This window comes from Blastococcus sp. SYSU D00868 (assembly GCF_054050575.1).
Window position 1 is genome coordinate 1 of record NZ_JBJGZO010000017.1, and the last position, 20174, is coordinate 20174.

26 protein-coding genes are annotated in these 20174 nt (G+C 76.8%); 15 read left to right on the forward strand and 11 right to left on the reverse strand.

Features of this window, described 5'->3' with window-relative positions; translation table 11 throughout:
- Positions 1–34: 34 nt before the first annotated feature.
- From msrB to ACI79F_RS14935, 3 genes are read right to left on the reverse strand one after another with little or no spacing between them, the layout of a single operon-like run.
- Positions 35–454, reverse strand: coding sequence for a peptide-methionine (R)-S-oxide reductase MsrB (gene msrB, locus ACI79F_RS14925; RefSeq protein ID WP_456546470.1), 420 nt, complete (start codon positions 452–454; stop codon positions 35–37).
- 44 nt (positions 455–498) lie between these two features.
- Complete coding sequence (locus ACI79F_RS14930) at positions 499–1155, reverse strand: response regulator (protein ID WP_456546469.1); 657 nt, start codon at positions 1153–1155, stop codon at positions 499–501.
- A complete protein-coding gene (locus ACI79F_RS14935) occupies positions 1152–3302 on the reverse strand; it encodes a histidine kinase (protein WP_456546468.1) in 2151 nt (716 codons plus the stop codon). The genes ACI79F_RS14930 and ACI79F_RS14935 overlap by 4 nt, the downstream gene beginning before the upstream one ends.
- Positions 3303–3477: 175 nt before the next feature.
- Here ACI79F_RS14935 and ACI79F_RS14940 point away from each other — a divergent pair, with 175 nt between their 5' ends.
- On the forward strand, positions 3478–4119 hold the full coding sequence (locus ACI79F_RS14940) for a hypothetical protein (RefSeq protein ID WP_456546467.1): 642 nt from the start codon (positions 3478–3480) through the stop codon (positions 4117–4119).
- 69 nt (positions 4120–4188) lie between these two features.
- The gene (locus ACI79F_RS14945) at positions 4189–4650 is read left to right on the forward strand and encodes a hypothetical protein (RefSeq protein WP_456546466.1); all 462 of its coding nucleotides are present in this window, start codon (positions 4189–4191) and stop codon (positions 4648–4650) included.
- Positions 4651–4654: 4 nt separating this feature from the next.
- Here ACI79F_RS14945 and ACI79F_RS14950 read toward each other — a convergent pair whose 3' ends face one another.
- Together ACI79F_RS14950 and ACI79F_RS14955 are read right to left on the reverse strand one after the other, a co-directional pair.
- Positions 4655–4891, reverse strand: coding sequence for a hypothetical protein (locus ACI79F_RS14950; protein ID WP_456546465.1), 237 nt, complete (start codon positions 4889–4891; stop codon positions 4655–4657).
- Positions 4892–5021: 130 nt separating this feature from the next.
- Positions 5022–5225 (reverse strand): cold-shock protein, encoded by a 204-nt coding sequence (locus ACI79F_RS14955; protein ID WP_456546464.1) that lies wholly within the window; start codon positions 5223–5225, stop codon positions 5022–5024.
- A gap of 227 nt (positions 5226–5452) precedes the next feature.
- Here ACI79F_RS14955 and ACI79F_RS14960 point away from each other — a divergent pair, with 227 nt between their 5' ends.
- The 3 genes from ACI79F_RS14960 (at position 5453) to gndA (ending at position 8420) form a co-directional block, all read left to right on the forward strand.
- Positions 5453–5710, forward strand: a complete 258-nt coding sequence (locus tag ACI79F_RS14960; protein ID WP_456546463.1) for a hypothetical protein — start codon at positions 5453–5455, stop codon at positions 5708–5710.
- Positions 5711–5859: 149 nt separating this feature from the next.
- On the forward strand, positions 5860–6927 hold the full coding sequence (locus ACI79F_RS14965; protein ID WP_456546462.1) for an NADH:flavin oxidoreductase: 1068 nt from the start codon (positions 5860–5862) through the stop codon (positions 6925–6927).
- Positions 6924–8420, forward strand: coding sequence for an NADP-dependent phosphogluconate dehydrogenase (gene gndA, locus ACI79F_RS14970; protein WP_456546461.1), 1497 nt, complete (start codon positions 6924–6926; stop codon positions 8418–8420). Before ACI79F_RS14965 ends, gndA begins: the two co-directional genes overlap by 4 nt.
- Positions 8421–8513: 93 nt before the next feature.
- Here gndA and ACI79F_RS14975 read toward each other — a convergent pair whose 3' ends face one another.
- Genes ACI79F_RS14975 through ACI79F_RS14990 form a run of 4 tightly spaced genes read right to left on the reverse strand, consistent with a single transcriptional unit; the run spans position 8514 to position 11864 of the window.
- Positions 8514–9095 (reverse strand): TetR/AcrR family transcriptional regulator, encoded by a 582-nt coding sequence (locus ACI79F_RS14975; protein WP_456546460.1) that lies wholly within the window; start codon positions 9093–9095, stop codon positions 8514–8516.
- Positions 9092–9685, reverse strand: coding sequence for a sugar O-acetyltransferase (locus ACI79F_RS14980; RefSeq protein ID WP_456546459.1), 594 nt, complete (start codon positions 9683–9685; stop codon positions 9092–9094). The genes ACI79F_RS14975 and ACI79F_RS14980 overlap by 4 nt, the downstream gene beginning before the upstream one ends.
- A 26-nt stretch (positions 9686–9711) precedes the next feature.
- The gene (locus tag ACI79F_RS14985) at positions 9712–10716 is read right to left on the reverse strand and encodes an SMP-30/gluconolactonase/LRE family protein (protein WP_456546458.1); all 1005 of its coding nucleotides are present in this window, start codon (positions 10714–10716) and stop codon (positions 9712–9714) included.
- The gene (locus ACI79F_RS14990; RefSeq protein WP_456546457.1) at positions 10713–11864 is read right to left on the reverse strand and encodes a phosphotransferase family protein; all 1152 of its coding nucleotides are present in this window, start codon (positions 11862–11864) and stop codon (positions 10713–10715) included. Before ACI79F_RS14990 ends, ACI79F_RS14985 begins: the two co-directional genes overlap by 4 nt.
- Before the next feature lie 124 nt (positions 11865–11988).
- Between ACI79F_RS14990 and ACI79F_RS14995 the strand changes: the two genes are divergently transcribed.
- Complete coding sequence (locus ACI79F_RS14995) at positions 11989–12960, forward strand: NADPH:quinone oxidoreductase family protein (protein WP_456546456.1); 972 nt, start codon at positions 11989–11991, stop codon at positions 12958–12960.
- Positions 12961–12970: 10 nt separating this feature from the next.
- On the opposite strand, the gene ACI79F_RS15000 is transcribed toward ACI79F_RS14995, so the two are convergent.
- Together ACI79F_RS15000 and ACI79F_RS15005 are read right to left on the reverse strand one after the other, a co-directional pair.
- Complete coding sequence (locus ACI79F_RS15000) at positions 12971–13255, reverse strand: STAS domain-containing protein (RefSeq protein ID WP_456546455.1); 285 nt, start codon at positions 13253–13255, stop codon at positions 12971–12973.
- Positions 13256–13347: 92 nt separating this feature from the next.
- Positions 13348–14076, reverse strand: coding sequence for a GerMN domain-containing protein (locus ACI79F_RS15005; protein WP_456546454.1), 729 nt, complete (start codon positions 14074–14076; stop codon positions 13348–13350).
- A 90-nt stretch (positions 14077–14166) separates the two neighbouring features.
- Between ACI79F_RS15005 and ACI79F_RS15010 the strand changes: the two genes are divergently transcribed.
- The 9 genes from ACI79F_RS15010 to ACI79F_RS15050 all read left to right on the forward strand — a co-directional run bounded on the left by ACI79F_RS15010 (position 14167) and on the right by ACI79F_RS15050 (position 20167).
- Positions 14167–14517, forward strand: coding sequence for an STAS domain-containing protein (locus ACI79F_RS15010; RefSeq protein ID WP_456546453.1), 351 nt, complete (start codon positions 14167–14169; stop codon positions 14515–14517).
- A gap of 108 nt (positions 14518–14625) precedes the next feature.
- Entirely contained in the window at positions 14626–14781 is a 156-nt protein-coding gene (locus ACI79F_RS15015) for a hypothetical protein (protein WP_456546452.1), read from the forward strand.
- A gap of 146 nt (positions 14782–14927) precedes the next feature.
- Complete coding sequence (locus ACI79F_RS15020) at positions 14928–15866, forward strand: VOC family protein (protein WP_456546451.1); 939 nt, start codon at positions 14928–14930, stop codon at positions 15864–15866.
- Positions 15867–15941: 75 nt separating this feature from the next.
- Positions 15942–16178: a hypothetical protein gene (locus tag ACI79F_RS15025; RefSeq protein ID WP_456546450.1), complete on the forward strand. Its 237-nt coding sequence runs from the start codon at positions 15942–15944 to the stop codon at positions 16176–16178.
- A gap of 2 nt (positions 16179–16180) precedes the next feature.
- Positions 16181–16846, forward strand: a complete 666-nt coding sequence (locus tag ACI79F_RS15030) for an RNA polymerase sigma factor (RefSeq protein ID WP_456546519.1) — start codon at positions 16181–16183, stop codon at positions 16844–16846.
- Complete coding sequence (locus ACI79F_RS15035; protein WP_456546449.1) at positions 16843–17133, forward strand: hypothetical protein; 291 nt, start codon at positions 16843–16845, stop codon at positions 17131–17133. The genes ACI79F_RS15030 and ACI79F_RS15035 overlap by 4 nt, the downstream gene beginning before the upstream one ends.
- A gap of 83 nt (positions 17134–17216) precedes the next feature.
- Entirely contained in the window at positions 17217–17942 is a 726-nt protein-coding gene (locus ACI79F_RS15040) for a DUF4383 domain-containing protein (protein WP_456546448.1), read from the forward strand.
- Between the two features lie 31 nt (positions 17943–17973).
- On the forward strand, positions 17974–18510 hold the full coding sequence (locus ACI79F_RS15045; protein ID WP_456546447.1) for a DUF2231 domain-containing protein: 537 nt from the start codon (positions 17974–17976) through the stop codon (positions 18508–18510).
- Between the two features lie 151 nt (positions 18511–18661).
- Positions 18662–20167: an MFS transporter gene (locus ACI79F_RS15050; RefSeq protein WP_456546446.1), complete on the forward strand. Its 1506-nt coding sequence runs from the start codon at positions 18662–18664 to the stop codon at positions 20165–20167.
- Positions 20168–20174 lie beyond the last annotated feature (7 nt).

Sequence of the window (20174 nt, forward strand, 5' to 3'; positions counted from 1 at the left end):
GCTGGGGAACGGGACCGTTCCCCAGCGACTCCGGTCACTGCGCCGGACGCAGCGTGATGCTGACGGAGTTGATGCAGTAGCGGTCGCCGGTCGGGGTCTGCGGCGCGTCGTCGAACACGTGCCCCAGGTGGCTGTGGCAGGTGCCGCACAGGACCTCGGTGCGCAGCATCCCGTGGCTGCGGTCCTCCCGGAGGACGACGTTGTCGGCCGAGGTCGGCTGGTAGAACGACGGCCACCCGCAGTGGCTGTCGAACTTCGTCTCCGAGGTGAACAGGTCGGCCCCGCAGGCCCGGCAGGTGTAGACGCCGACGGTCTTCGTGTCGACGTACTCGCCGGTCCACGGCCGCTCGGTGCCGGCCTGGCGCAGCACCGCGTACTCCTCGGGGGAGAGCTGCGCGCGCCACTCGGCGTCGCTCTTGGTGACCTTGGGCTGCTGCTCCGCGGACGTCGTCATGCGTCCACGCTACGACGTGCGTGCCACCGGCCGGGGCCGCCCGCTCACCGCCCCAGCCCCGCCTCCCGCGCCCGCACGATCGCCTGCGCCCGGTCGGTGACCTGCAGCTTCGTCAGCACGTTGGACACGTTGTTGCGGACGGTCTTGGGCGACAGGTACAGCGCCGCGGCGATCTGCGCGTTGGACCGGCCGGCCGCCACCAGGTCCAGCACCTCCCGCTCCCGCGCGGTCAACTGCGGGAAGGCGGCGTCGGGCCCGCTCGGGCGGCCGGCGAAGAACTCGGCGATCCGCCGGGCCAGCGCCGCGCCGAACACCGCACCGCCGGCCGCCACCGTGGTGATGGCCCGCACGACCTCCTCCTGGTCGGCGCCCTTGAGCAGGTAGCCGCGGGCGCCGGCGCGGACGGCGGCGAACACCGTGCCGTCGTCCTCGCTCATCGTGAGCACCACGACGCCGACCGACGGGCTCTCGGCGGTGATCCGCCGGGTGGCCTCGATGCCGTCGAGCACCGGCATCTGCACGTCCATGACGACGACGTCGGGCTGCTCGTCCAGCGCCATCGCCACCGCGCTCGCCCCGTCGGCGGCGGTGCCGACGACGGCCAGCCCCGGCACCGAGCCCAGCAGCATCGCCAGGCCGTCCCGGTAGACCGGGTGGTCGTCGACCACCAGCACCCGCAGCGGCTCCTCGGGCTCGCTCACCCTCGCGCTCCTCCCTCGACGGGCAGCTCCGCCCGCACCACCGTGCCGCCCTCCGGCGGGCACGTCACCGAGCACCGGCCGCCCAGCTCGGCGGCGCGTTCCCGCAGCGACACCAGGCCCACGCCCGCGGGGGCGGCGGGGTCGATGCCCCGGCCGTCGTCGGCCACGGTCACCGCGAGCCGGCCGCCGGCGTCGCGCTCCAGCGTCACCCGCACCGCGGTGGCGCGGGCGTGCCGGGCGACGTTGGCCAGCGCCTCCGAGGCGATCCGGTAGGCGGCCACCTCCACGGCCGCGGGCAGCCCGTCGGTGCCCGGCCCGGCGGTCACCGTGGTGGCGACGGCCGCCGGCAGCAGCCGCTCGGCCTGCTGGCGCACCGCGCCGGCCAGGCCGAGGTCGTCCAGCGCCGGCGGGCGCAGGTCGTGCACCAGCCGCCGGACGTCGGCCAGCGCGCCGGCGACCTCGTCGCGGGCCTGCCGCAGCACCGCGTCGGCGTCGTCGGGCCGGGCGCGGGCGAGGTTGCGGGCGGTGTCGATGCGCAGCACCACCGCGCCGAGGGCGGGACCGAGCCCGTCGTGCAGGTCGCGGCGCAGCCGGCGACGCTCCTCCTCGCGGGCGGCGACCAGCTGCTCGCGGCTGGCCTGCAGCTCGGTGGCGAGCGCGCTGGCCCGGGCCGCGGCGGCGGCCTGCCGGACGACGTCGGCGAGCAGCCGCTCGTCGCGGGCGACGAGCGAGGCGCGCACGCCGTCGCGGGGGAGCAGCAGCCGCCCGACCTCCTCGCCGCGGTAGGCGATCGGCAGGGTCTGCACCGCCGGCGGGCGCCGTCCCGTCTCGGCCAGCAGCCGCCCGCCGGAGGCGGAGTCGACCTCGACGCCGACGTAGGGCGACCGGAAGGCCTCGGCCACCGCGGCGGTGACCGCCATGAGCTGCTCCTCGGCGCCGCCGGAGCGCTCCAGCCGCTCGGCCAGCCCGGAGACCACCCGATAGGGGTCCTCCCGCTCGCCGAGGACCCAGCGGCGGACCAGCCGCCACGCCTGGGCGCGCAGGGGCACGTACAGGCCGGTGACCACGAGCAGGGCGAGCAGGGTGGCGTCCCGGTCGCCCAGCCGCTCGCCGAGCAGCGCGCCGGCGGCGGCGATGACGGCGAGGTCGAGCAGGACGACGGCCACCGCCAGCCCGCCGTAGACCAGGGTGCCGCCGAGCAGCCGGTCGATGTCGACCAGCCGCGGCCGCAGCAGGCCGACGGCCACCGCGCCGCCCGTCAGCCCCACCGCGGTGCCCAGGGCGATCGAGGTGAGGTCCCCGGGCACCAGCAGGGTGGCCAGCATGACCAGGCCGTCGACGACGCCGGCCCACATCAGCCAGCGGATCTGCTCCCGGCGCGCGCCGGAGGCCCGGCGGTAGCGGGCGACGACCACGGCCAGCGGGACGGCGATGCCCAGCACGGCGGCCGGGAAGGCGACCGCCCGCAGCGGGAGGACGAGCCCGGCGGGCAGCGGGAGGCTCGTGGGGTCGAGGTCGATCCGGTCGTAGAACGCCGGCGTCGTCGAGCCGGCGCCGGCGTCCAGCAGCTCGGCCGGGGCGACCAGGAGCAGCAGCGGCAGCACGGAGGAGGCGAGCAGGCTGGCGACGGCGACCGGCCGCCAGCGGCCGGCGGGCAGCCGCCCGTCGGGGTAGACGAACAGCAGCAGCGGCAGGCCGAGCAGCAGCCACGCGCCGAAGCGGGAGACGAACCAGAAGGCGGCCGTGGCCCCCGGCAGGACCTCCTCCCCGCGGAGGGCGAAGACCAGCCAGGACTGGGCCAGCCCGTCCAGGCCCCAGACCACGGCGTTGCCCGCGAGCACCCACGCGACCGGGTGGCGCGGCAGCCGCGCGACGAGCAGCGCCGCGGGGACCGCCAGCAGCAGGCCGGGCAGCCCGATGAACCAGCCCGGCGACGCCAGGGCCTCCGCGCGCACCGCGGCGGGCGTCAGCAGGTCCAGCACCGCGGCGGCGACCAGCGACCCCGCGCTCACCAGGGCGACGGCCCAGGCCGCCACCCGGCTGACCCGGCCGCGCGGCGGCCGCTGCGGCCCCGGTCCGGGCGCCGGCGGCCGGGCGGCTCCGGGCGCGGCGGCGACCGGGGTCGCGACGTCGGGGGCGGCGGTCACCGGGGGATCGTGCCCGACCGGCGTCCCGCCCGGCACGAGGCAGCTGTCCCGAGTCGCCCGGGACGGTGAGCGTGACCGGATCGAGGGCGGCGGCCCCTGGGTGCCCGGGACACCGCCCGCCGACGGTGGGAGCAGGCCGGGGCACGAGGCGCCGGCACCCGTCCCGGAGGTCCCCATGACGCTCAGCACCAGCCCCGTCCCCGCCCGCACCGACACCGCCCGGCCGGCCGGCGCCCCGCCGCGGCAGGTCCCGATCCGCGCGGTCCGGGGCGCCGGCGCCGCCGTGACCGCCGGCGCCGCCGCCTGGGCCGGCTGCATCCTGGCCTTCGGGCTCGGCGACACCGAGGGCGCCGGCCTGGTCGTCTACGGCATCTCCGGGCTGCTCTTCCAGTTCGGCCTCGTCGCCCTGGTCGCGGTGCAGCTGCGCACCGGCGCGACGGGGACCGGCCGGCTGGCCCGCGGGTTCCTGCACGCCGAGCACGCCATGCTCGGTCTCGCGATCCTCTCGTCGCTGCAGACCATCGTGGTCCCGGCCTGGGACGACCACCCGGCGGCCCTCGCCCTGGACGCCTTCTGGCCGCTGTCGATGCTCGGCATGTTCGCCATCGGCATCCGCATCGCGATCGCCGGCCGGTGGCGCGGCGCCGCCCGGTTCTGGCCGCTGGGCGCCGAGAGCTGGGCGCCGGTGTGCATCCCCGTCGCCGGGGCGCTGCCCGACGCCGCGCCCTACGTCGCCGCCGGCCACCTGCTGGTCGGCTACGGGCTGCTCGGCGTCGTCCTGGCCCTGCGCCCGGAGCTGACGCTGCCCCGCGACTGACGACGGGCACGGCCGGCGCCCCGCCGTCCCCGGAGGGCGGGGCGCCGCGCGCGGGGGAGACTGGCGGCCATGACCGCCCCCGACGGCCCGCTGCCCGACGTCTGGTTCACCCGCGACCTGCCGGTGCTCCGGGCGATCGCCCGGCTGGTCGACGGCCCCGAGTACGGCGGCAACCCCTACCTGGGGCAGGTCGTGCCGGCCAGCGGGCTGGCCAAGCCGGAGGTGGTCGCCGCGGCGCGGGCCCTGGTCTCGGCGGGCTACGTCGAGGCGCTGACCAACTACGCCGGGGAGATCGTCCGCTTCACCGGCATCTCCCCGGAGGCGCGGCGCCTGGCCGGGCTCTGGCCCACGCCCCAGGAGGAGTGGGCCCGCCTGCTGGAGCAGGTGGCCGCCCGGGCCGGCAACGCGCCGACCGACCTCGAGCGGGAGCGCTGGCGGGCGCTGGGGGAGGCCGCGGCCGCCGTGGGCCCGGACTCCGGGGCGCTGCTCATGTCCGCGCTCATCGGGGGGTACGTGCCCCGGGCGCGCTGAGCGCTCAGGCCGAGTCGGCGACCGGCGCCCCGTCGTGGACCTGCCGGGCGCAGTGCGCGCAGCAGTAGAAGTGACCGTCGACGACGACACCGTGGCCGATGACCTTGCAGCCGCAGTGCTCGCAGACCGGCGCCATCTTGTGGATCGCGCACTCGAAGCTGTCGAAGGTGTGCCGCGCGCCGGCGGCCACCACCTCGAAGCTCATGTCGTAGTCGTTGCCGCAGACCTCGCAGACGCCCATGGCCCCTCCTCGCCGCGCCGGGCAGACCCGCCGTCCGTTCCCCGGACGGGGCCGGCCGACACCGCCCCCGGCAACGACAGCGCCCCGCCCGGCGGAGCCGGACGGGGCGCTGCGGACTGATCGGGGAGGATCAGAGCGGGGTGACGTTCGCCGCCTGCGGGCCCTTCTGGCCCTGCTCGATGTCGAACGAGATCCGCTGGCCCTCGTCGAGCGAGCGGTACCCGCTGGTCTGGATGGCCGAGTAGTGGACGAAGACGTCCGGTCCGCCACCGTCGGGGGTGGCGAAGCCGAACCCCTTCTCAGCGTTGAACCACTTCACTGTTCCTTCGGGCATTGCTCGCTCCTTGCTGCGATGGTGCATCGGGGTCCTGCCATAGCGCAGGGCCTTCCCGACGACGCTGACCTTAGCCGTTCGGGACGCCCCAGGGGGAGCGGGGCGTGCGCCTCCCGTCGCGCAGTTCTTGCGGTGATCGTGCGGGAGCCGGGCGGGTGAGCTGCGGTGCGGCCCCGAGAGTCGTCCGTGCCGGACGAACCGGCCACGGACACGCAGGGAGCCCCGTCATGAGCACCGCCACCACCGCGCCGCAGTTCGTCGCCCTCGTCGACGTCGACGACCTGGAGGACGGCGACCTCGCCGCCCGGATCGCCGAGATCGGCATGCCCGCCGCCCCGGCGCCCCGGCGCTCGGTGCCCGCCTCGCCGGCCGGCCGGCAGGCCGAGATCGACGCCGTCGTCACCGCCTGGACCGTCGTGCGCGACCGGCGCACCGCCGTGCACGCCCACCGGCTCGGCGCCCGCGCCGCCGCCCTGGTCGCCTGAGGCCGGCAGCCGCCCACGGCCTCCGGCCCGAGCCAGGTGCCGCCGCTCGACCAGGCCCTGCTCCCTCCTCGCCGGGCCACCGGGTCGGGGCAGGCGGGACCGGTCTCGCCGCGCGGCGACGGGGAGGCCGCGGCGGCTACCGTGCGGCGGTGCCCGACCTCTTCGCGCCGCTGCCCCTCGCCCACGGCCGCCCGCTGCCCAACCGGCTGGCGCTGGCGCCGCTGACCAATCGGCAGAGCCACGACGACGGCCGCCTGTCCGAGGCCGAGCGGCGGTGGCTGGTCCGCCGCGCCCGGGGCGGCTTCGGGCTGACGATGACCTGCGCCTCGCACGTGCAGCCGAACGGCCAGGGCTTCGGCGGGCAGCTGGCGATCCACTCCGACGACCACCTCGAGGGCCTCACCCGGCTGGCGGCCGACCTGCGGGCGACCGGCACGCACGCCGTCGTGCAACTGCACCACGCCGGCGCCCGGGCCGACCGCGGGTGGGTGACCGACCCCGTCTCCGCCTCGGAGCTCGACGGCGCACGGGCGCTGACCCCCGACGAGGTCGGGCAGCTCGGCGCCGACTTCGTCGCCGCCGCGGTCCGGGCGGAGCGGGCCGGCTTCGACGGCGTGGAGGTGCACGGCGCGCACGGCTACGTGCTGACCCAGTTCCTGTCGGCGGAGACCAACCGGCGCACCGACGCCTACGGCGGGTCGCCGGAGAACCGCGCCCGGCTGCTGCTGGAGGTGCTGGCCGGCATCCGCGCCGCCTGCGGGCCGGACTTCTCCCTCGGCCTGCGGCTGTCGGTCGAACGGTTCGGGCTGCGCACGCTGGAGATGCGCGACCTCGTCGCCGAGCTGTACCGGCGGGCCGACCTGGACTACCTGGACCTGTCGCTGTGGGACGTCGGCAAGCACTCGATCGACGAGGACGCCCAGGGCGAGCCGCTGCTGGAGCTGTTCGCCGGGCTGCCGCGCGGCGAGGTCCGGCTCGGGGTCGCGGGGAAGGTGCGGACGCCGGCCGACGCGCGCGCCGTCCTCGAGCGCGGCGCCGACCTCGCGTTCATCGGGCGCGCCGCGATCCTGCACGGGGAGTGGCCGCAGCTGGCCCGCGACCCGGCGTGGCAGCCGCTGCGCGGACCGGTCGACGCCGACCACCTCGCCGGCCAGGACGTCTCGCCCGCCTTCGTCGAGTACCTCCGCAGCTCCTTCCGGGGCATCGTGGCGCCGTGAGCGGTGGGACGAGCGAGAGCGGGACGACGATGAGCGACGCAGCGCAGGAGCCGGGCCGGGCGAACATCGGGGTGGTGGGCCTGGCGGTGATGGGCGCGAACCTGGCCCGCAACCTGGCCTCCCGGGAGGGCAACACGGTGGCGGTGTGGAACCGCTCGCCGGAGCGCACCAAGGCGCTGGTCGACCAGTTCCCCGAGACCGGCTTCGTGGCGGCGGACTCCGTCGACGAGTTCGTCGCGTCGCTGGCCCGGCCCCGCACGGCGATCGTCATGGTGCAGGCCGGCGCGGGCACCGACGCGGTGATCGAGCAGCTGGCCGAGCGGTTCGAGCCCGGCGACATCATCGTCGACGGCGGCAACGCCGACTTCCACGACACCATCCGCCGGGAGGCGGCGCTGCGGGAGCGGGGGCTGGACCTCGTCGGGGCCGGGATCTCCGGCGGCGAGGAGGGCGCCCTGCACGGGCCCTCGATCATGCCCGGCGGCTCCGCGGAGGCCTACGCGACGCTGGGGCCGATCCTGGAGTCGATCGCCGCGGTGGCCGAGGGGCGGCCGTGCGTGACCCACGTGGGCACCGACGGCGCCGGGCACTTCGTGAAGATGGTGCACAACGGCATCGAGTACGCCGACATGCAGCTGATCGCCGAGTCCTACGACCTGCTGCGCCGCGTCGGCGGGCTGGACGTGGCGGCGATCGCCGACGTGTTCGCCGACTGGAACACCGGCGACCTGGAGTCCTACCTGATCGAGATCACCGCGCAGGTGCTGCGGCAGACCGACGCGCGCACCGGCGGGCCGCTGGTCGACGTGATCGTCGACGAGGCCGGCTCCAAGGGCACCGGGGTGTGGACGGTGCAGAACGCCGTCGGGCTCGGGGTGCCGGTGTCGGGGATCGGAGAGGCGGTGTTCGCCCGGGCGGTGTCGTCCAAGCCGGCCCAGCGCGCCGCGGTGCGGGCCACGGTCGGGCAGCGGCCAACGGTGGCCGAGGTCGAGGACCGGTTCGCCGACGACGTCCGCGCGGCGCTGTACTCGTCCAAGGTGGTGGCCTACGCGCAGGGCTTCGACCTCATCGTCGCCGGCGCCAGGCAGTACGGCTGGGACATCGACCTGGGCGAGATCGCCTCGATCTGGCGCGGCGGCTGCATCATCCGCGCTCGCTTCCTGAACCGGATCGTGGAGGCCTACCACCGCGATCCGGACCTGCCCACGCTGCTGGCCGACGCCTACTTCGCCGACGCCGTCGCCGCGGGCGAGGACGCCTGGCGGCGGATCGTGTCGACCGCCGCGCTGTCCGGCGTCCCCGCGCCCGGGTTCGCCTCGGCGCTGTCCTACCACGACTCGCTGGCCGCCGAGCGGCTGCCCGCGGCGCTGATCCAGGGCCAGCGGGACTTCTTCGGCGCGCACACCTACCGGCGCACCGACGCCGAGGGCGTCTTCCACACCCTCTGGTCCGGCGACCGCAGCGAGATCGCCACCCGGCCCTCCACCCACTGAGCCCGGCGACCCACCGAGCCCGGCGAGATCTGCACACTCGTCGCCATCAGCCCGTGATGGCGACGACTGTGCAGATCTCGTCGAGGGACCGGGTCAGCCGGCCAGGCGGCGCAGCGCCGAGCGGATCTGCGCGGCGTCCATCGGGTCGGTGGACAGCGCGCTGTGCAGCACCAGGCCCTCGACCAGGGCGTCGACCTCCCGGGCGGTCGCCGGGTCGAGGTGCCGCTCGAGGCTGCGGCGGCTGCGTGACATCCAGTCCTGGGTGACCGCGCGCAGCGCCGGGTCCCGGGCCGCGGCGACGTACAGCTCGACCGCGAGCACCAGATCCCGGGGGGAGCCGAGCAGGTCGCCGGTCACGTGGCCGACCAGCGCCTCCAGCGCCGCCTCCCGGTCCGGGGCGGCGCGCATCCGCTCGTCGAAGCGGGCGGCGACGACGTCGACGTGCCGGGTGAACGCCGCGGCGAGCAGGTCGGTCAGCGAGGCGAAGTGGTAGGTCAGCGACCCCAGCGGGACGTCGGCCGCCCGCGCGATCGCCCGGTGCGTCGCCGCGCCGACGCCGCGCTCGGCGACCACGTCGAGGGCGGTGTCCACCAGCCGGTCCCGGCGGCCCGGGTCGTGCCGGCGCGGCCGCCGGGCGGGGACGGCGGGCACGGCGGGGGCGCCGTCGGCGCTCACCGGTCCCCGGGGTCCAGGGTGCGGACGACGCGGGCCGGGTTGCCCACGGCGACCACGTTCGCGGGCAGGTCGCGGGTGACCACGGCCCCGGCGCCGACGACGGTGTTCTCGCCGATGGTCACGCCCGGCAGCACGATCGCCCCGCCGCCGAGCCAGACGTTGTCGCCGATGGTGATCGGCTCGGCGGCCTCCCACTTGTCGCGGCGCGGCTGCGGCTCGACCGGGTGGGTCGGGGTGAGCAGCTGGACGTTCGGGCCGATCTGCACGTCGTCGCCGATGGTGATGGCCGCGACGTCGAGGGCGACCAGGCCGAAGTTGGCGAAGCAGCGGGCGCCGATGCGGACGTTGCTGCCGTAGTCGACGTGCAGCGGCGGCCGGATCTCGGTGCCCTCGCCGACCGCGCCGAGCAGCTCCGCCAGCAGCCGCCGGCGCAGCGGCGCCTGGCGCACGGTCGTCGCGTTGTAGGCCGCGGCGAGGTCCAGCGCGCGGGCGCTGTCCTCGGCGATCTCCGGGTCGTCGGCGACGTACAGGTCGCCGACGAGCATCCGCTCGCGCATCGTCCGGCCGTCGTCCTGCGGTGCGGGCTGCATGAGAACGACCGTACACATCGCCGCGGTCAGGACGTCGGCGGATCCAGCAGCACCACGTCGTCCTCGTGCAGGCTGCAGGCCACCAGGACGCCGTCCCGCTCGGCCACCGCGGTGACGAAGCCGTAGCCGGCGTCGGTGGAGCGCAGGTCGTGCACCGGCTCGCCGTCGGGGGTGAAGGCCATGACCCAGGCGACCGGGGTGGCCGCCGGCCGGATCCGCTCGGGGACGTTCCACAGCAGCAGCCGCAGCACGCCGGGCAGCGGCAGCAGCCGGTCGAGCAGGGCGTTGCGCGGGGCGGCGACGGCGACCCACAGCAGCCCGTCGCTGCCCAGGCTCATGTTGTCGGGGAAGCCGGGCAGGTTCTCCACCACCGGCTCGACCCGGCCGGCGTCCGGGCCGGTCAGCCGGTAGCGGGAGACGCGGTAGGCGGTGGTCTCGGCGAACAGCAGCGATCCGCCGTCCGGGGCGACGACGAGGCCGTTGGCGAAGTCCAGGCCGCGCAGCACGGTGGTCACCGTGCCGTCGGGGTCGCGGCGGACCAGCCGGCCGGTGCCGGAGTGCTCGAAGACGTCGCCGAGGTGGGCGTCGACGTGCCAGCGGCTGGTCGAGGTGGTGAACCAGATGGTGCCGTCGGGGGTCTGCGCCACGTTGCTGGCGAAGGTCAGCGGCTCCCCGTCGACCCGGTCGACGAGCACCTCGACGGCGCCGTCCGCGCCGAGGCGCAGCAGGCCGCGGTCGTGGTCGCAGACCAGCACCCCGCCGTCCGCCGTCGGCTCCAGGCCCAGCGGCCGGCCGCCCGTGTCGCCGACGACGGTGACCTCACCGGTCGCCGGGTCCATCCGGACCACCCGCCCGCCGGCCACCCCGGTGAGCACCCGCCCCTGCGCGTCGAACACGACGTCCTCGGGGCCGTGCCCGCCGGGGGGCAGCCGCCGGGCGATGCGCAGCGGGGCGGTGCGGGGGGTGCGCCCGCCGTCGGGCGGCGCGGCCGGCGGCCGCCAGCGCCGCGGCCGGATCAGCCGGCGGGTCACGCCGCGCCCCCGACCGGGGCGGCGGCGCGCTCGGGGGTCATCCGGCGGGTGCGGGCGATGATCCGCCGGCAGCGCAGCTCGAGGACGACGACGGCGACGCCGAAGAGCCGGAACTGCCGGTTCGTCGTCTGCCCCGCCCGGTAGCGCGCGTAGACCTGCTGGGCGATGACGGCGACCCGGAACAGGCCGAACACCTCGTACCAGGCCCACTCGGCGCGGGTCACCCGCCGCCCGGTGCGCTCGGCGTAGCGGGCGACGACCTGCTCGCGGGTCATCATCCCGGGCAGGTGCGTGGGCTGGCGGCGGAAGGCCTGCATCAGCCGGCCGTCGTCGGCCTGCACCCAGTAGCCCAGGGAGCTCGCGAGGTCCATCAGCGGGTCGCCGACGGTGGCCAGCTCCCAGTCCAGCAGGCCGACCGGTCGGGTGGGGTCGGCGGGGTCGAGGACGACGTTGTCGAACCGGAAGTCGTTGTGCACCAGCGTGTGCGGGCGGTCGGCGGGCTGGTGGTCGGCCAGCCAGCGCATCACCGCCTCGAACCGGCCGACGTTCCACGTCCGCGCCCGCCGGTAGCGCTCCGACCAGCCCTCCACCTGGCGGCGCACGTAGCCCGGCCCCCGGTCGAGGTCGGCCAGGCCGGCGGCGGCCACGTCCACGCCGTGCAACTCGACGAGCAGGTCGACCACGTTCCGGCACAGGGCGGCGACCTGCTCCCGGTCGAGCTCGACGCCCGGCGGCAGCTCCTTGCGCGGGATCGGGCCGGCGATCCGGCGCATCACGGAGAACGGCGTGCCGATGACCGCGGTGTCCTCGCACAGCGCCACCGTGCGCGGCACGGACGGCAGCACCCGGCCCAGCGCCTCCTGGATCCGGTGCTCGCGGGCCACGTCGTGGGCGGGGCCCCGGTGGGAGCCGCGGGGCGGGCGGCGCAGGACCAGGTCGCCGTCGGGGTAGCGCAGCAGGTAGGTCAGGTTGGACACCCCGCCGGAGAACTGGCGCAGCTCCGGCACGGCGGACAGGTCGACGCCGGCGGCGCCGGGGTCGGCGTGCGCCGCCAGCCAGGCCGCCACCGCGGCGACCTCGAACGCGTCCTCGGCCCGGACCTCGCGGGCGCCGTCCGACCGGGTCCGCTGCGGCGCCTGCTCGTCCATCGCCGACAGCCTGCACGGGCGCCGGGGCCCGGGCGCCGCCGGGGTGCTGGTGCCCGCCGCCGGCCGGACCGGTAGACAGGGGGACCGGCACGCCGCCCATCCCCCGAGTCCCGAGGAGCCGTCCGTGCGCGCAGTCCAGATCCAGACCCTGGAGGGCCCCGAGGCGCTGCGCGCCGTCGAGGTCGACGAGCCCGCCGCCGGCGGCGGCCAGGTGGTCGTGGACGTGCACGTCGCCGGGGTCACCTTCCCCGAGGTGCTGCAGAGCCGGGGCGAGTACCAGATCAAGCCGGAGCTGCCGTTCGTGCCGGGCTCCGAGGTCGCCGGCGTCGTCCGGTCCGCGCCGGAGGGCGCCGCCGTCCGGGCGGGGGACCGGGTGGCCGCGTTCCCGGGGCTGGGCGCCTACGCCGAGGTGGTGGCCGTGGACCCGCGAGCGGTGTTCCCGCTGCCCGACGGGGTGTCCTTCGCGCAGGGCGCGGCGCTGCCGATGAACTACCTGACCGTGGACTTCGCGCTCACCCGGCGCGGCGAGCTGCGCGAGGGGCAGACCGTGCTGGTGCACGGCGCCGCCGGCGGCATCGGGACGGCGGCGGTGCAGCTGGCCTCCGCCCTCGGCGCGCGGGTGATCGCGGTGACCTCGTCGGAGGAGAAGGGGGAGACCGCCCGGGCCGCGGGCGCGTCCGACGTCGTCCTCGCCGACGGCTTCCGCGACCAGGTCAAGCAGCTGACCGGCGGGCGGGGCGTCGACCTCGTCGTGGACCCGGTGGGCGGGGACCGGTTCACCGACTCCCTGCGCAGCCTCGCCGTCGAGGGTCGGCTGCTGGTCGTCGGCTTCACCGGCGGCGAGATCCCCACGGTCCGGGTCAACCGGCTGCTGCTGAACAACATCTCCGTCGTCGGCGTCGGCTGGGGCGCCTTCTGGATGAGCACCGGGCCGGAGTACCTGCAGGAGCAGTGGGCGCGGCTGCTGCCGCTGCTGGAGGCGGGCCGGCTCGACCCGGTGCTCGGCACCCAGTACCCGCTGGAGCAGGCCGCGCAGGCGCTGCTGGAGCTGGACCAGCGGCGCGCGCAGGGCAAGGTGCTGCTGACCGTGCGCTGAGCGCGCCCGGTCAGCGCGGCTCCGGGTGGGCGGGCGCCGGGTCGAGGGGCGGCTGCAGCAGCAGCTCGGACCCGCCGGCGGCCGTCGCCCGGGCCACGTCGCGGAGCACGTGGACGCCGGCCGGGTCGGTGGCCCGGACGTCGTGCAGGTCCACCAGCACCCGCCGGTGGCCGCCGCGGAGCAGGGACTCCACGGTGCCGCGGAGCAGGTCGGCGCCCTGCACCGTGAGGTGCCCGCTGACCCGCACCGCGCCGCGGCGGGTGTCCACGACCTCGGTCATCGCGCCGGTGCTCATGGCCCACCCTGGCAGCCGCCGGGGCGGCCGGAGGGGTCCCGCGGTGAACGGTCACGGGCTCGTCACACAGCCGCAGCGCGGGCGTCGCGGCGTCACGACGGCGGGGCGACGAGCAGCTCCTGGTAGTCGGCGGCGGTGACCGGCCGCGTCGTCAGCTCCCCGGTCGGCAGCGGGGTCTCCAGCGGTTCCCCGTCGTGGGTGAGCAGCACCCCCCGCACCTCCGGCAGCGTGCCGGCGGTGAGCACGATCTGGGCGACGGCCAGCCGGCTCTCCGACCCGTCGGGGGTCTCGCCGGGGCCGGTGAGGTCGACGGTCACCGTGCCCTGGTCGACCGCGGTCACGGCCAGCCGCACGCCCGGCGCCAGCACGGTGGTCAGCTGCCGGGCGCGCTCGTCGGCGGTCGGGCCCGCGGCCAGCTGGCCGAGCCGGTCGCCGAGCCGGTCGCACAGCCCCGCGCCGCGGACCTCGCGGGGGCTGGGCACGAGGACGTCGTCCGGGCCGAGGAGGTAGAGCTCGGCCCGCTGCTCGGTGGCCTCCGACGGCGGCTGGGCCGAGGGGCTGCTGGACGGCGACAGCAGCCCGTAGGGCCCCTCGGCGGAGTCGAGGAACGCACGGCCGGCCGAGCCGGACTCCACGACGGCGCGCAGCGAGGCGGGCACTTCGCTGACCGCCTCGTCCACCGCGTACCCCTCGTCCTCCAGTGCCCACCGCAGCGCGGTGCGGATGGGGTCGTCGTCCTCGACGACGAGCAGACGGGGGAGCCACTTCGGCCATGCTGCCACCCCCGCGCGGCGCCCCAGGGCGGCCGGGGCAACCGTCACGGAACCGCAAAGCTCCCGTCCGGCAGGCCGCAACGTCGCCCCGGCACGCTGGACCGGGACACCGACCCCTGCCGATCGGAGGCCCGCGCCATGACCAGCCCGGCGGTGGACGCGGCTGCGGACGAGGTGGTCGTCGCGCTCGACGAGGCGCTGCTCGCCGACGGGCTCGCCGACGCCCGGTGGCTGCTGCGCGACGCGCTGCTGGCGGGCGCGCGGCGGATCGTCGTCGACCTCGGCGGCGTGCAGCACCTGGCCAGCCCGGCGCTCGCCAGCTTCCTGTGGGCGCACCGCACCTGCCGGGCCCGCGGCGGGGGCGTCGTGCTGCGCAACGCCGACCGGCGCACGCGCGACATGCTGCTGCGGACCGGCCTGTGGCGGGTGCTGCAGGTGCAGGGCGGCCGCGGCGCGCGCCGGGTCCGCCGCGACCGGTCCGATCGCTGAGCGGGAGCGGCGGCGGAGCATGACGGTCCCGTGACGACCGGCCGCCGGCCGTGTCCGCCCCACCGGCCCGGGTAGCGCCGGGCGCAGTCGACATCCGAGGAGGTCCCCGTGCTGGGGTTCATCGCACTGCTGCTCGTCATCTGGCTGGCGCTGACCGTCGTCGGTGCCGTGGTCAAGGGGCTGTTCTGGCTGGCCGTGATCGGCATCGTGCTGTTCCTGGTCACCGGCGCCGTGGGCTGGACGAGGCGGCACACCCGGACCTGACCGCGCGTTGACGCCCCGGCCGGCCCGCCGCTAGCTTCCGGGCTCCCGAGCCACTCCCACCGAGGAGCCGGCTCGGGAGCTGCGCGGTGCCACGGGGACACGACGCCGGTGCCGGCCGCCGTCCGACACCCCTCCGAGGAGAAAACGTGAAGCACCAGGCGCGCAGGACCGGGCCGTACGGCATCGGGCTGGGGATCCACACCGTGCACGTCGCCGAGTCGGTCGAGCCGGTCGCCCGCTTCCTGGAGGACGTGCTGGGCGCGGTGCTCTTCATGGGCGTGGACGAGCCCGGCTACCTGGAGCCGGAGGACCGCTGGGCGTGCGTCGGCGTGGTCAGCGACTGGGCGATCGAGGTCATGGCCCCCAACCAGCCGGTGGACGCGACCAAGCCGGTCGGGCGGTTCTTCACCAAGTTCGGCTCGCACCTGCACTCGATCGGCTTCGAGGTGGACGACGTCGTCGGCCTCGGCAACGCGCTGATCTCCGCCGGGCTCTACATCGGCGCGCCCGGTGGGGGACAGCTGGAGAAGATGCCGGAGGACGCGACCTACTGCTTCCCCAGCCCCGCCCAGACGGCCGGCGTGATGGTCCAGCTGACGGCCTTCTCGATCCCCGGCGACCCGCGGGTGCTCGACAGCTGGAGCTCGCAGGTGAAGCAGTGGGCGAACATCCACCCGATGGGCATCACCGGGCTCGCCCACCAGACGGTCGGGGTCCGCGACCTCGACGCGGCGGTCGCCCGGTGCGTCGAGCTGTTCGACGCCCGCCCCGTCGCCTCCGGCGTCTCGGAGGTGGAGGGGGCGCGCTACCAGCTCGTGCAGATGGGGGACCTCCTGCTCCGCCTGGCGGAGCCGACCGACGAGACGTCGGCGCTGGGCCGGCACGTCGCCCGCTGGAAGAACATGCTCTACAGCGTGACCTTCCGGGTCCGGGACCTGGCGGCGGCGGAGGCCTGGCTGACGGCCAAGGGCGTCGGCGCCGAGCGGCTGTCGGAGGGCCTGCTGGCCGCCGACCCGGACGACACCTTCGGCATGCCCCTGTTCTTCACGACCGACCCGGTGGAGGAGGTCCCCGCCGCGTCCTGACGGCGCCGGACCACCCGGACGGGGTCCGCCGGCGGCGCGCGGTAAGAGCGTCGCCCCCGGCGACGCCAACGGGACATGACCGCCCACCGCACCGCCGGGGCGACCTCCGTCCGGCGGCCGCCACCGGACGTCGAGGCCTGGCGCCGCCGGCGGCTCGCCGACGCCGGCTTCCCGGCGCCGCTCGCCGCCCGGCTCGCCGCCACCCCGGGGGTCGACCTGCACGCCCTGCTCGACCTGGTCGACCGGGGCTGCCCGCCCGAGCTCGCGGCGCGCATCCTGGCGCCCGTCGACGACGCGGAGGTGGCTCCGTGACCATGGCCGGGCCCGGGCGGTCGGCCCCGGAGCGGGCCGGCGGGTCGCCGCCGCCGCCCGACGACTGGGTGGCGGCGCTGCGCACCTCCGGCCCGGTCCGCGAGGACGCCCTGCGGCGGCTGCACGGGCTGCTGCTGCGCGCGGCGCGGGTCCAGGTCTCGCGGATGGCGGCGACCCGGGCGGCGATGGGGCCGGCGCAGGTGGAGGACGTCGTCCACCTGGCGGCCGACGAGGCGATGGTCGCCGTCCTCGGGAAGCTGTCGACCTTCGAGGGCCGCAGCCGGTTCACCACGTGGGCGTACAAGTTCGCGGTGCTGCAGGCGGCAGTCGAGGTGCGCCGCCAGGCGTGGTCGGGGCGGGAGGTGCCGCTGGAGGCGGCGCCGGCGCTGGTCGAGCAGCGGCCCTCGCCGGACCAGTACGCCGAGGCGGCCGACCTGGCCGCCGCCGTCCGGCGGGCCATCGACTCGGCGCTCACCCCGCACCAGCGGCGCATCGCGCTGGCGCTGATCGTCGACGAGGTCCCGATCGACGTGCTGGCGGAGCGGTTGGGCACCAACCGCAACGCCCTCTACAAGACCCTGCACGACGCCCGCGGGCGGCTGCGCGCCGACCTCGCCGCCCGGGGCTACCCGGTGCCGGCGGCCCGCCCCGGAGGAGGAGCACCGTGACCGCGACCGGAGGACCGCTGCCGCCCGACGCGCTGCGGCGGCTGACGACCGATCCCGGGCCGTGGCTGTCGTGCGACGACTGCTTCCGCCTGGTGGACCGCCACGTGGAGGGCCTGCTCGCCGGAGCCGAGCACCCGTCCGGCGGCGAGAGCACCGCCATGGCCGCTCACGTCGCCGGCTGCCCGGCCTGCGCCGAGGAGGCCGCCACCCTGCTGGTGCTCGCCGCGGCGGACACCGGGACCGACCCCGGTCGGGCGCTGCGCCGGCTGCTGGACGGCGGGCGGTAAGACCGGCCGCCGCCGGGACGCTCACCTGTCAGTGACCCTCCCCGCGACCGGGCGGGGAGGGACCGTCCGGACGGAGCGAGGCCATGACCGTGCTGCACCACCTCGGTCGCCACGGCGCGCAGGAGTCGCACCCGGCGCCGCGCGGGGACGACGCCGCGGCGCCGGACGCCGACCCGCGCGTGTACGCCGTCCAGCGGCTGGGTGCCGTCGCCGTCGGCGGCACGTTGCTGGTCTTCGGCGCGTGGGGGGCCACCACCGGCGTCCCGTTCCTGGACATCGCCGGGGAGGACGTCCTCGGCATGTCCGTCAACGGCCTGCTGTCGCTGCTGTCGCTCGTCGTCGGCGCCGGGCTCCTCGCCGCGGCCTGGCGCGGCCCGCGGGTCGCCTCGACGGTGATGATCACGCTGGGGGTGCTGTTCCTGCTGTCCGCGCTGGGCAACCTCGCCGTGCTCCGGACGGGCCTGAACCTGCTCGCGTTCCAGATGAGCAACGTCGTCTTCTCCGTCGTCGTGGGGCTCGTGCTCCTCGTGCTCGGCGCCTACGGCCGCGTCAGCGGCAACCTCCCGCCGGACAGCCCCTACGCCCACCCGCACCCGGACCCCGACGAGCCGCCGGACCTCCCGGAGACGCCGGCGGAGGTCGCCGCCGAGTCCGCGATGCGCGCGGCCGAGATCGCCGTCGTCGAGCACCGGGCGACCGAGGACCAGCGCCGCCGGGTGGCGGCGATGGCGCAGGTGCACCGCCGGTACGACCGGCGCCGGGTGTGGACGACGTTCGACCGGCCGGCCGGCGACCCGCCGCGCCGGTGACCACCGCGATCCCGTCGCCGAGGAGGCACCCATGGTCGAGAGCTCCGCGAAGGCGGCCGGCCACCCGATCCACCAGCAGCTCGTGGCCTTCCCGCTCGGGCTGCTCGCCACGGCCGTCGTGTTCGACCTGCTGCAGCTGGCCACCGACCGGGACGGCTTCACGATCGCGAGCTACTACATGATCGCGGCGGGCGTGCTCTCCGGGCTGTTCGCGGCCGTCTTCGGGGCCATCGACTACCTGGGCATCCCGGCCGGCACGCGCGCCCGCCGGGTGGGCGCGGTGCACGGGCTGGGCAACGTCGTCGTGGTGGTGCTGTTCGCGGTCAGCTGGCTGCTGCGCGGGGACGAGCCCGGCCACGTGCCCACCGGCGCGGCGCTGGCCCTCGCGCTCGTGGCCGCCGGGCTCGCGCTGGTCACCGGCTGGCTCGGCGGCGAGCTGGTCGACCGGCTCGGCGTCGGCGTCGACGCCGACGCCTCGGTGGACGCCCCGGCGTCCTTCCACACCGGGATCCACCTGGGCTCCGCCGCCCGGTCCGGTCGCCGCGTGGGCGCGTCGCGGACCCGCTGACCGGGCCGGCGTCGAGCGGCCGTCCGTCCCGGGATCCCCCCCACCCGGGACGGACGGCACCTTCCCGGCCGGCCGGAACGGGTGGAGGCTGGCCCTCCGGGTGCGGCTGCGCAGGCACCGCCGCCGACCGCACAGGGACGGGTCCTCGCCGATGAGCAGCACGGGTGCAGCCGGGGCGCCGGGCGGCCTCCGCTACGGGCAGGCCTCGGGACGCTGGGTGCTGCTGGCGACGGTGCTGGGCTCCGGGATGGCCTTCATCGACGGCACCGTCGTCACGATCGCCCTGCCGCAGATCGGCGGCGACCTCGGCGACGCCCCGGCCGGGCTGCAGTGGGTGGCCAACGGCTACACGCTGCCGCTGGCGGCGCTGATCCTGCTCGGCGGCTCGCTGGGCGACCAGTTCGGCCGCCGGCGGGTGTTCGTGGTCGGCGTCGTCGTGTTCGCCGCGGCCTCGCTGGCCTGCGCCGTCGCGCCGAGCATCGGCACGCTGGTCGCCGCCCGCGCGGCCCAGGGCGTCGGCGGGGCGCTGCTGACGCCCGGCTCGCTGGCGATCCTGCAGGCGTCCTTCGCGCCGGACGACCGCGGCCGGGCCATCGGCGCGTGGTCGGGGCTGACCGGCGTGGCCGGCGCGCTCGGCCCGCTGCTCGGTGGCGTCCTCATCGAGGCGACCAGCTGGCGGCTGGTCTTCCTCATCAACGTGCCCCTGGCCGCGGCGGTGCTGTGGGTGACGGCGCGGCACGTGCCGGAGTCGGTCGACCCGGAGGCGGCGCGGGGCGTCGACGTCGCCGGCGCGCTGCTCTGCGGGCTCGGACTGGGCGGGCTGACCTACGGGCTGACCGCGTGGGCCGGCAGCGGGGGAGGGGACCCGCTCGTGGTCGGGACGATCGCCGCCGGCTGCGTCGCCCTCGCCCTGTTCGTGTGGGCCGAGCGGCGCACGCCGCACCCGCTGCTGCCGCTGGGGCTGTTCGCCTCCCGCACGTTCAGCGCGGTCACGGTCGTCACCTTCGCCGTGTACGCCGCGCTCGGCGGCGTCTTCTTCCTCGTCGTCGTCCAGCTGCAGGTCGTGGCGGGCTTCTCGCCGCTGGCGGCGGGCAGCTCGATGCTGCCGCTCACCCTGCTGATGCTGGTCCTGTCGGCGCGGGCCGGGGCGCTGGCGTCGGCGGTCGGGCCGGGGCTGCCGATGACCGTCGGCTGCGGGATGTGCGCGGCCGCCCTGGTCCTCATGAGCCGGATCGGCCCGGGCGCCACCTACGTGGCCGACGTGCTCCCCGCGGTGACCCTGCTGGGCCTGGGCCTGTCGCTGACGGTCGCGCCGCTCACGGCCACGGCCCTCACCGCCGTCGAGGACCGGCACGCCGGCGTGGCCAGCGGGGTGAACAACGCGGTCGCGCGCACGGCCGGGCTGCTCGCCGTCGCCGTGCTGCCGCTGCTCTCCGGGGTCGGGTCCAGCCTGACCGACCCGGCCACGCTCGACCCGGCCTTCGCCACCTCGATGCTGATCTGCGCCGGGCTGATGGCGGCCGGGGCGCTGGTGTCGGCGACGGCGCTCCCGCGGCGTCCGGTCCGCGAGGAGCCGGCCGCGCAGCCGGCCGCCCGGCACTGCGCGATCGACGCGCCGCCGCTGGCCACGACCCCCGCCGGGCCGGCGTCGTCCTGACCCGGGT